The organism is Coleofasciculus sp. (assembly GCF_046539235.1).
Classification (GTDB): Bacteria; Cyanobacteriota; Cyanobacteriia; order Cyanobacteriales; family Coleofasciculaceae; genus Coleofasciculus.
The window spans coordinates 1-9,525 of the sequence record NZ_JBKHHI010000256.1 but is presented as its reverse complement, the minus strand read 5'-3'; the positions used below and the strand labels follow the sequence as shown (position 1 = coordinate 9,525).

The following is a 9,525-nucleotide window of genomic DNA, read 5'->3' as shown; positions in this document are numbered from 1 at the left end:
ATCCCTGTTCGATGCGCTCCACGTTGAGTGTAGAGGTGTATCATGGCACGTCTGTTAATGATAACGTTTTGTTCAAAACTCGCCCTAGTGCAGCGCGGCGGAAATAACTCACCAGTTAACCAGCTCCCTAAAAGCAGCATACCTTATGTTCCTTATCGCCTTCTGCCCTGGAGCCTTCGGACTTGGAGCCTGCTTGTACTAGATGCAAATAAACCCGCCCCAATTGAGTTAAAGCGTTGTGGAAATCTTTGACAAAGGACAAATGACCAATGACAAATGACAAAGGACAAATAAGAAATGACATTCCTCCTGGATATCTAAATATTATGGGATACGTGGACGAGTCAGAAGTAAATGGTCCTGGCTGTCGCGCTGTTGTTTGGGTGCAAGGGTGTAAACGAGAATGTGCAAGCTGTTTCAATCCAGCATCCTGGTCTTTTGAAATTAACCAGTTAATTGCTATTGATGAATTAGCGGATAAAATTTTGTCCAATCCCCGCAATCAAGGAGTAACCTTTTCTGGTGGAGAACCATTTTGGCAAGGGCCAGCCCTAGCGCAGTTAGCTAAGAAACTCAAAGCGGCGGGGTTAAATGTTATGTCATTTAGTGGATTTACTTTAGGGGAACTGCAATCACCCGATGCTCCTCCAGGCGCACAAGAGTTATTAGGACAACTTGATATTTTAGTCGATGGTCCCTTTGTCGAATCCTTGGCAATTCATTCCCCCGATTCACCCGTCTCCTCTCGAAATCAGCGCGTTCGTGTATTTAATCCCGCATTAAAAGACCAAATTACCTGGGCTTCTGATCAAATGGAGATTCATATCCTTAAAGATGGTAGTCGCATTGTTACAGGATTTCGAGGTCAAATGAATTTAAGCGAAGGTTAAATGCCGTAAAACGTTTACTTAGTCAAAGTTTGACACTCATAGTATTACAGCACAAAAGTGAAATTTACCGATTATTTACCCTGAGTGTTGATATAATCGCTACTCGAACCACTATCAGGGTTGAGGAAAAAAATCATGTCAGACTGGCAGGAAATTACAGGTGGCGTCACAGCACCGAGAGGATATCGCGCATATGGAATAGTAGCTGGACTTAAGCCTTCAGGACTGCCGGATTTGGCATTGATTGTATCGGATGTGGAGGCGATCGCAGCCGGAGTCTTTACTCTAAATCAGGTTTGTGCTGCACCTGTTACCTATTGTCGCCAGCGTCTGCAAAAAAAAGCCAGCGCCCGTGCTATTCTAGTGAACGCTGGTCAAGCGAATGCGGCAACCGGGGAAGCGGGGTGGCAAGATGCTTTGGACTCGGCGAAGGCATTGGCACAAGCCCTGAATATTGCTCCAGAGTCTATCTTATTAGGCTCCACGGGTGTGATTGGACAGCGTATTCCCATGGATGCCCTCCTCGCCGGAATTCCTCAATTGGTGGAAGGCTTATCAGAACTGGGTTCCAATGCTGCTGCCCAAGCGATTATTACTACAGATTTGGTGACAAAATCCATTGCCTTGGAAACCACGATTGACGATCGCCCAGTACGGATTGGTGGGATTGCCAAAGGTTCAGGGATGATTCACCCGAATATGGCAACAATGTTGGCGTTTGTTACCTGTGATGCAGTGGTTTCTACACCGTTATGGCAAAAAATGTTAAGTCGGGCGGCGGATAAAAGCTTTAATCAAATTACCGTCGATGGGGATACCAGTACCAACGATACCCTGATTGCGTTGGCGAATGGTCAATCTCGCACCTCAGCGATTACAGAAATGGGACATAATGCGGAAAAGTTAGAAGCGATGCTGACGGCGGTATGCCAACATTTAGCCAAGGCGATCGCACGAGATGGCGAAGGGGCGACGTGTTTGATGGAAGTACAGGTGACAGGCGCACCCAATGATCAAGCCGCACGTCAAATTGCCCGAATGATTGCGGGTTCATCCTTAGTAAAATCTGCCATATTTGGTCGTGATCCCAACTGGGGAAGAATAGCGGGCGCGGCGGGGCGTGCAGGTGTCCCCTTTTCCCAAGAAGCCTTGCGGATTCAGATGGGGGATTTTGTGCTAATGGATAAGGGTCAACCTTTACCCTTTGACCGAGATGCGGCGAGTGCTTATTTGAAAAATGCCGCGACTGGGGCGTATTTGAAAGAGGATACCGTTTTAATTTCGGTCAGTATTGGCAATGAACCAGGTACGGGTAAGGCGTGGGGCTGTGATTTGAGTTATGACTATGTGAAAATTAATGCCGAGTATACGACGTGAGGGCGATGGTTCGGTTCAGGGGGCGATGGTTCGGTTCAGGGGGCGATTGAAATCGCGGCTACACAAACCAAACCCGCCTGCGCGGGTTCAAGAGTTCAAGAAAAATTAGAGCAAATTCTGTGTAAAATTATGCCAAGACCGGACATGATATTAGGTGCAATTAGAAATCGCGGTTTCACAAATCAAACCCACCGGAGTTTACTCCTGAGCGAAGCAAAGGGCGGGTTTAAGAAATATGAGGTCTAATTTTACGCAGTTGTATCTTCATTGTGTTTGGGCAACTTGGGATAGATTGCCTTTGCTTACGAGCGATATCCAGGAGGCAGTTTATGCAGCAATTATTGGGGAATGCCAACAGCTAAAATATACAGTTATTGCCTTGGGCGGTATTGAAGATCATGTACATCTATTAATAAGTTTTCTCCCTACTATAGCGGTTTCCGACTTGATCAAACAAGTTAAAGGAAGTTCTTCTCATTTAGTTACCCATGAAATTAAGCCAGGGGAATTCTTCAAATGGCAAGGCAGCTACGGCGCATTCACTGTTAGCCATGATCATCTTGACCAGGTAGCTAATTACATCAGAAATCAGCCGATTCACCATCGACAGAAATCAATAATTCCTACTTGGGAATTAATGGCTAACTGAGCAATTAAATCATTCATAGTGGTTATAAATCGCGTTTATATGATTATATGATGTGAAAACCTGCTTTTATTGGTTTCCGATAAAGTACAAGTTGTAAGTCCGCGAAGGAAGTACCAACTGATATCTTCCGCCAACGGGTGGAACAATCTCTCCAGCGCGATCGCTTTACCACTACCCCTCAATTATCATGCTCAAAAAAATCGGCATCATCTGCTTAGCATTCCTGGTAGGAATTCTCATCTTTCCCCCTTTAACCTCCGCCCAATCCACCGCCGCTTTAGCCTCACGCCTCTCGCGTCTCGAAACCGAGAACTTCCAGTTGCGATCGCAAATAAGCCGCATTGAGTCTCAGCTTGCTACCTTAACTCGGCAAGTTCCCAGCCCAAATCGCCCTCTCAACCCCCCAACGCCAGCACCATCAGTCCCCCCCAGAACCCCACCGCGAGTCTTATCCTCTGATCAGAGGTTTGACCGACTCGCTACCCTAGTTATCGAACTCAAGGAACGGATTCAAGACTTAGAAGCCCAAGTTGCTGAACTCCAGGAACAGATATAATTGGTCGGGGCAGGTTTAGTTATATCTTAATATTGGCGTCAGGTCAGGGCGGGTTTTGCACAAACGTTATTATCCATAGCCAAACGAAAGTCCCTAAACTCGCCCCGACAAACCCTGCTTTTACTGCTCACTTTTTTGCCTGAATCACCTGTAAACTCCCCCCCGCATGCAGACGCTGTTCACAGGATGCAAACCCTGTCTGCTTCAGCAATCTCACCAAATCCGTCTCCAATAATTGCCACGCCGTTTTTGTTTCAAATAACCACAGAAACAGGGCGACTCCCGGCATAAATAAAACATTAGTCGGCTTGTGAAAATCCACCAGCGCGAACACACCACCCGGTTTCAACACCCGATACACTTCCCTAAGAATTTGCGGCAACACTGACGGTGGCATCTCATGGAGTGCTACACTGGTATGCACCAGATCAAACTGATTGTCCGAAAACGGCATATCCTCGGCAAAGGCTTCTACATACTTCGCTTGCGGCACATTCTTTTCGGCGCGTTGCAGCGATAAGGGTGAAACATCCAGTCCTGTGACATTCTGGGAATACTCGACCAGAAAGCGGGTAGCCTGACCCCCACCACAGCACAGGTCTAACACTTGGGTTTCTGACTCAATTGTTAAACCGTGCAAAGGCAGATGGTGGAATCGCCGTTCTCCACCCACACTCGTGGCGGCTAATCGAGAAATCGTGTCATATAGCCACTGATACTTATAACTCAACGGTCTTAATACGGTTGCCATAGTTCTGCTAGGATTAAGAATCTAGATTTTTTCCGGAAAACTCAGACTATTACCAGCATATATTGTTAAAATCAGTAACAAATATGAAATATTTGGAATGCCGTGGTTGCTATGGGTCGTGTTGGGGTATTATTACTTAATTTAGGTGGACCGGATAATTTAGAGGATGTCCGCCCCTTTCTTTTTAATCTATTTGCCGATCCCGAAATTATTCGCCTGCCATTTTCGTGGATGCAAAAGCCCCTGGCTTGGTTAATCTCGACAATGCGGGCAAAGAAGTCGCAAGAGAATTACCGTCAAATTGGTGGGGGTTCACCGCTGCGGCACATTACTGAAGCCCAAGCCCAAGCTTTACAGGAGACGTTAAAGCAGCATGGGCAAGAGGCGAATATCTATGTGGGTATGCGTTACTGGCATCCCTTCACCGAGGAAGCGATCGCCCACATTAAACGCGATCGCATTGAACACCTAGTCATTTTACCCCTATACCCGCAATTTTCCATCAGTACCAGTGGTTCCAGTTTCCGGCTTCTGGAACAACTTTGGCAGGACGATGCTACACTCAACCAACTGGAATACACGGTCATTCCCTCTTGGTATCAAGAACCGGGCTACCTGCAAGCCATGGCAGACTTAATTGATCAGGAACTGCAACGGTTTGATAATCCTGACGCTGTTCATATTTTCTTCAGCGCCCATGGTGTTCCCAGTAGCTATGTCACAGAAGCTGGAGACCCCTACCAGCAAGAGATTGAGCATTGCACAGATCTAATTATGCAGACGCTCAATCGCCCCAACCCTCATACCTTGGCGTATCAAAGTCGGGTGGGTCCTGTGGAGTGGCTGCAACCCTACACTGAAAATGCACTGAAAGAGTTAGGGAATCAAGGAGTCAAAGACTTGCTGGTTGTCCCGATTAGCTTTGTATCTGAACATATTGAAACGTTACAAGAAGTTGATATTGAATATCGGGAAATCGCAGAAGAAGCTGGAATTCACAACTTCCAGCGAGTTCCAGCACTCAATACCCATCCCGTTTTTATTGAATCCCTCGCCACCTTAGTCGTAGATGCCTTAAACACGCCGCCACGAACATTTGCCGAAGTTGTGCGTCCCAGTAAAAAAGTTAAGATGTATCCCCAAGAACGTTGGGAATGGGGTATGACAACGGCGGCTGAAGTCTGGAATGGTCGTTTGGCGATGATTGGCTTTCTAGCTTTAGTTTTGGAGTTAATTAGTGGTCAAGGACCACTTCATTTTGTGGGATTGTTATAAAACAGAGGTAAATGCTTTTACCTTGTCCCCTTCCTCCTTCCCGGGGAACCTTCTGCCTTTTTTCACCAAAGCGTAAGTATTCAACCAGACATGATCTGAGTTTTGGTGGAAAAAATCGATAAAATACTTCAATCAGCCGTCAGGACTAACTGGCGGCTGACACACTATTCCTGTGGTTTTTGCGAACATACCACAAGACATCCCAATTGGAATGCCTATTTGGATGAAAAGGTATTGAGAAATTGCTTAGCGGACTCGCCGCTTACGTCGTCTAGCTACTGCTTTGCGCTTTTTCTTTTCAATCGGCGTCTCAAAGTGACGCAAGCGCTTCATATCTGCAAAAATTCCGGCTTTGGACACTTGCCGCTTAAATCGGCGCAGCGCTGACTCAATTCCTTCATTTTCGCCTACAACCACTTGGGTCATACTATATCCTCCTTCTAGCGTACAGTACATAATGGATGATAATCATCATCCAACTCGATCTCTAACAAAATTAGCGTATTTAGACCAGCAGCGATACTGATCAATCGTGACTGCGTTTAGACTACACTCCCTGGATCAAACCGTAATTTACAAGTAACTGAGACGGCTTCACTCATGAAAGTAGAGCAAACACCTAAACAGTTTTGACCATTACTAGCGTTGATTGAGTGACGCTCTAACGCTTCTCGCTTCGGGTAAGACTAAGCTTCTGAATCCCTTAAATGGGCGATCAGAGATGCTTTCAAGGTACTCATAGTCTTTCCCTTTACGGCTTTTATAGTGAGGTTTGCGCTCACTCTTCCCCACTTGTACGGGGAACAGCTAGTGTTGCTTAACCATACCGATACATCTCTATTTTACGTTTGGTTTTGCATTACTTTATCTGCCCATCAATGGCATCGTTGGACACATTTATCTGAAATATTTTAACGACTGTTGCCATAATAACGATTAATTTCTAAGGGAACAAGCCTGTCCCCTTATCCGGTGAGACAGGACTGAACTTGGCTTGCCATCATGCCCAGATTAGAACTTCGCGATCGCACTGTCAATCAACGTCACCCCCTGTTCCACAGTATCAATGCGACTAAGCTGATCTCGCAAGTCGCTGGCTCCTACAAAACTCTTAGTGTACCACGCCAAATGTTTTCTGGCTTGCTGAACGCCGCGATCGCCTTTATACTCCCATAAAGCCTGTAAATGTTCCTTGGCACAGATTAACCGTTCTACCGTCGTCGGTGGTGCTAACCGTTTCCCCGTTTTCAGGAAATGGTCAATTTCTCCCACCAAAAACGGATACCCCAATGTTCCTCGCGAACACATCACCCCATCCGCCCCCGTTTGTTCCAAACATCTCACAGCTGACTCTACCGAAAAAATATCGCCATTAGCAATAACCGGAATCGACAGAACCTGCTTAACCTTACCAATCCACTCCCACTTAGCCTCCCCCTTATACCCTTGGGCGCGGGTACGGGCGTGTAAGGTTAGCATTTGCGCCCCCGCATCTTCCATCCGCTGGGCAAAATCTAGGATATTAATCTCGTCATCACTCCAGCCAATCCGGGTTTTCACCGTAACCGGAACAGAAACCGCCTCCACCACCGCCCGGACAATCGCCACCGCCGTTTCTGGTTCTCGCAGTAACGACGAACCCCCTCCCTTTTTAGTAATTTTATTCACCGGACATCCCATATTAATATCCACCGTATCCGCACCTTCGGCTACGGCTCTCTGGGCGGCTTCTCCCAGAAAATCCGGGCGACAGTCAAATAACTGAATACTAATCGGCTTTTCATTCGGATCAACGTCCATTATTTTGGATAAACCCTTGACATGATGCAATCCGGCTGCATGTACCATTTCCGTATACATCATCGACTCCGGCGCATAGCGGCGCACCAGGCGACGAAATACCAAATCCGTGACACCAGACAGAGGAGACTGGAGAACACGACTCTTAACTTGATAAGAACCAATTTTCAGAGGAGTTGCTAATCGCTGCTGTAACTGAGGAGATAAAAGAATCATTGTTTGTCAAGATCAATTAGGTTATTTATGTTTCGATAACTACAGACTACTTCCACATTTTTTGGTATATTAACACACTTAAGGTGTTGACAGGTTAATACCTTGATAGATCATGAAAGCTGAACAACCATTACGGATTAAGGCTTTTAAGGTCATACTATTGGCAGTTTATTAGCTATTTGCTCTAACTATGGCAATCTCCACTATCCAAACACTTTTGACCCATCCAGCGTCTAGGCAACGGTCTAACCAAGCGGTTTTATTTTGGTTCACTTTAAGCTTAACTTACGCGGCGCTTTGTGGAATTTTGTGGTTACATCAAGCTTTTTATAGTGAGTATGTAGCTCAGGATGACGCCAGACAGCAAGTATTTTGGATGCGGCAGTTTTTAGACCCAGAGTTATTTAGTAATGATTTAATTGCTAATTATTTTCAATCAATTGCCCCAAAGGGATGGTCTGCTCTTTACAGGATTATGGCAATATTGGGCATCGATCCAATCGTCTTCAGTAAAATTTTGCCGTTTCCTCTGATTTTACTCACAACAGCCTACTGTTTCCTCGTCTGCATACAAATTTTACCTGTACCAGCAACAGGATTTATTGCCTCAGTACTCTTGAACCAATATTTATTAGTGGGAGCCGATATGACCAGTGGCACACCCAGAGATTTTGTTTATTTGTTATATCTATCATTTTTTTACTATTTAATCCGGCGTTCAGTAATGCCTTGTTTAGGCGTAATTCTTTTAACTGGACTTTTTTATCCCACTTCTATCTTTATCCAATCTGTGCTTTTAATTTTGAGGTTAGTCATCTGGAATAGAGGACATCTGACGTTTTCTCGGAATCGACTGGACTATCTATTATGTGGTAGCGGACTGGGGATTGCGTTTCTCGTACTGTTACCCTATGCCCTCAGTTCCTCAGAATTTGGTCCAACGATTACATTAATTCAAGCCAATGCCATGCCAGATGCTTTAATTACAATGACAGGAAAAACCTTTCTTGACCGCAGTCACGGGAAATTGTGGTTACTCGGAGAAATGGGTTTGATTCCTGGAAGACCATTTCAATGGCCCCTAGTGGCACCCTATCCCCCACTGATTTTTACGGGTATTTTGTTACCTATATTGCTCCGATATTCATCTTACTTTCCTCTAGCCCAGCGTATTACTCGTAAAGTTCTAATTTTGCCTCAAGCACTTTTGGCATCCTACTGCATGTTTTTTATCAGCCATGCCATACTTTTCAAATTGCATTATCCCGGTCGCTACACAGGGCGTATATTTTGGATTGTATTGGCTCTTGCGGCTGCCCTTGTGGTGACGGTAGTATTAGATACAATTTTGCATTGGCTACAACGACAAAGACAAACTTGGTTCTATCCGCTTTTAAGTATTAGCACCGTCCTATTGTTTGCCGTTGCTGTTGTTTTTCCTCCCGTATATGCGATGAAATTTACCAATGCTTTCCGTTATCCTAGATACCCCCAATCTGGGTATGCTCAAGGTACGATCCCTCAAGTCTATGAGTTTTTCTTAGATCAACCGAAAGATACTGTAATAGCCTCTTTATCGCCGGAAAGTCAGAATATACCAACGTTTGCGAAACGCTCGATTCTAGTGAGTAAAAAGTATGCGATTCCCTTCCACTTAGGCTACTATCGCAAAATTCGTCAACGCATTTTCGATCAGATTCGCGCTCAGTACAGTCCGAGCCTGCCAGAAGTACAGGATTTTATTCGGAAATATAAAGTGGATTTTTGGCTGATTTATCGTCCGGAACTGACACTAGATTATCTCATGAAGAACAAATGGCTAAACGCATTTAAACCCGTAACCCCTGAAGCAATAGTAAAATTGAAACAAGGAAAAACTCCAGCATTAGCCAAGATTATGAATCGCTGTTCAGTCCTCGATACAGAGGACTATATGGTTGTGCCAACAGATTGTATAATGAAAGAACTAGATTAAATAAAATTTCATTGACTTAAACTGGATTCGTAGTAG

Annotated in this window: 9 protein-coding genes; 6 read left to right on the top strand and 3 right to left on the bottom strand. The window is 45.2% G+C overall.

Going from position 1 to position 9,525, the window contains the following annotated elements; genetic code table 11:
• Nucleotides 1-269: 269 nt before the first annotated feature.
• The 4 genes from ACLFWI_RS20140 to ACLFWI_RS20125 all read left to right on the top strand — a co-directional run bounded on the left by ACLFWI_RS20140 (nt 270) and on the right by ACLFWI_RS20125 (nt 3,472).
• Entirely contained in the window at nt 270-890 is a 621-nt protein-coding gene (locus ACLFWI_RS20140) for a 4Fe-4S single cluster domain-containing protein (RefSeq protein WP_446414389.1), read from the top strand.
• A gap of 135 nt (nt 891-1,025) precedes the next feature.
• The gene (gene argJ / locus ACLFWI_RS20135; RefSeq protein WP_446414388.1) at nt 1,026-2,267 is read left to right on the top strand and encodes a bifunctional ornithine acetyltransferase/N-acetylglutamate synthase; all 1,242 of its coding nucleotides are present in this window, start codon (nt 1,026-1,028) and stop codon (nt 2,265-2,267) included.
• Between the two features lie 235 nt (nt 2,268-2,502).
• Nucleotides 2,503-2,916 (top strand): IS200/IS605 family transposase, encoded by a 414-nt coding sequence (gene tnpA, locus ACLFWI_RS20130; protein ID WP_446414387.1) that lies wholly within the window; start codon nt 2,503-2,505, stop codon nt 2,914-2,916.
• A gap of 187 nt (nt 2,917-3,103) precedes the next feature.
• The gene (locus ACLFWI_RS20125; RefSeq protein ID WP_446414386.1) at nt 3,104-3,472 is read left to right on the top strand and encodes a hypothetical protein; all 369 of its coding nucleotides are present in this window, start codon (nt 3,104-3,106) and stop codon (nt 3,470-3,472) included.
• A gap of 127 nt (nt 3,473-3,599) precedes the next feature.
• Here the strand turns inward: ACLFWI_RS20125 and ACLFWI_RS20120 are convergent, their stop codons facing one another.
• Nucleotides 3,600-4,223 (bottom strand): class I SAM-dependent methyltransferase, encoded by a 624-nt coding sequence (locus tag ACLFWI_RS20120; protein WP_446414385.1) that lies wholly within the window; start codon nt 4,221-4,223, stop codon nt 3,600-3,602.
• Between the two features lie 111 nt (nt 4,224-4,334).
• Between ACLFWI_RS20120 and hemH the strand changes: the two genes are divergently transcribed.
• Entirely contained in the window at nt 4,335-5,498 is a 1,164-nt protein-coding gene (gene hemH, locus ACLFWI_RS20115) for a ferrochelatase (RefSeq protein WP_446414390.1), read from the top strand.
• 246 nt (nt 5,499-5,744) lie between these two features.
• Here the strand turns inward: hemH and rpsU are convergent, their stop codons facing one another.
• Both rpsU and dusB read right to left on the bottom strand, forming a co-directional pair.
• The gene (gene rpsU / locus ACLFWI_RS20110) at nt 5,745-5,924 is read right to left on the bottom strand and encodes a 30S ribosomal protein S21 (protein ID WP_006098158.1); all 180 of its coding nucleotides are present in this window, start codon (nt 5,922-5,924) and stop codon (nt 5,745-5,747) included.
• 585 nt (nt 5,925-6,509) lie between these two features.
• Nucleotides 6,510-7,514: a tRNA dihydrouridine synthase DusB gene (gene dusB, locus ACLFWI_RS20105; protein WP_446414384.1), complete on the bottom strand. Its 1,005-nt coding sequence runs from the start codon at nt 7,512-7,514 to the stop codon at nt 6,510-6,512.
• 190 nt (nt 7,515-7,704) lie between these two features.
• Here dusB and ACLFWI_RS20100 point away from each other — a divergent pair, with 190 nt between their 5' ends.
• On the top strand, nt 7,705-9,489 hold the full coding sequence (locus ACLFWI_RS20100) for a hypothetical protein (protein ID WP_446414383.1): 1,785 nt from the start codon (nt 7,705-7,707) through the stop codon (nt 9,487-9,489).
• The last annotated feature ends 36 nt before the right edge of the window (nt 9,490-9,525 follow it).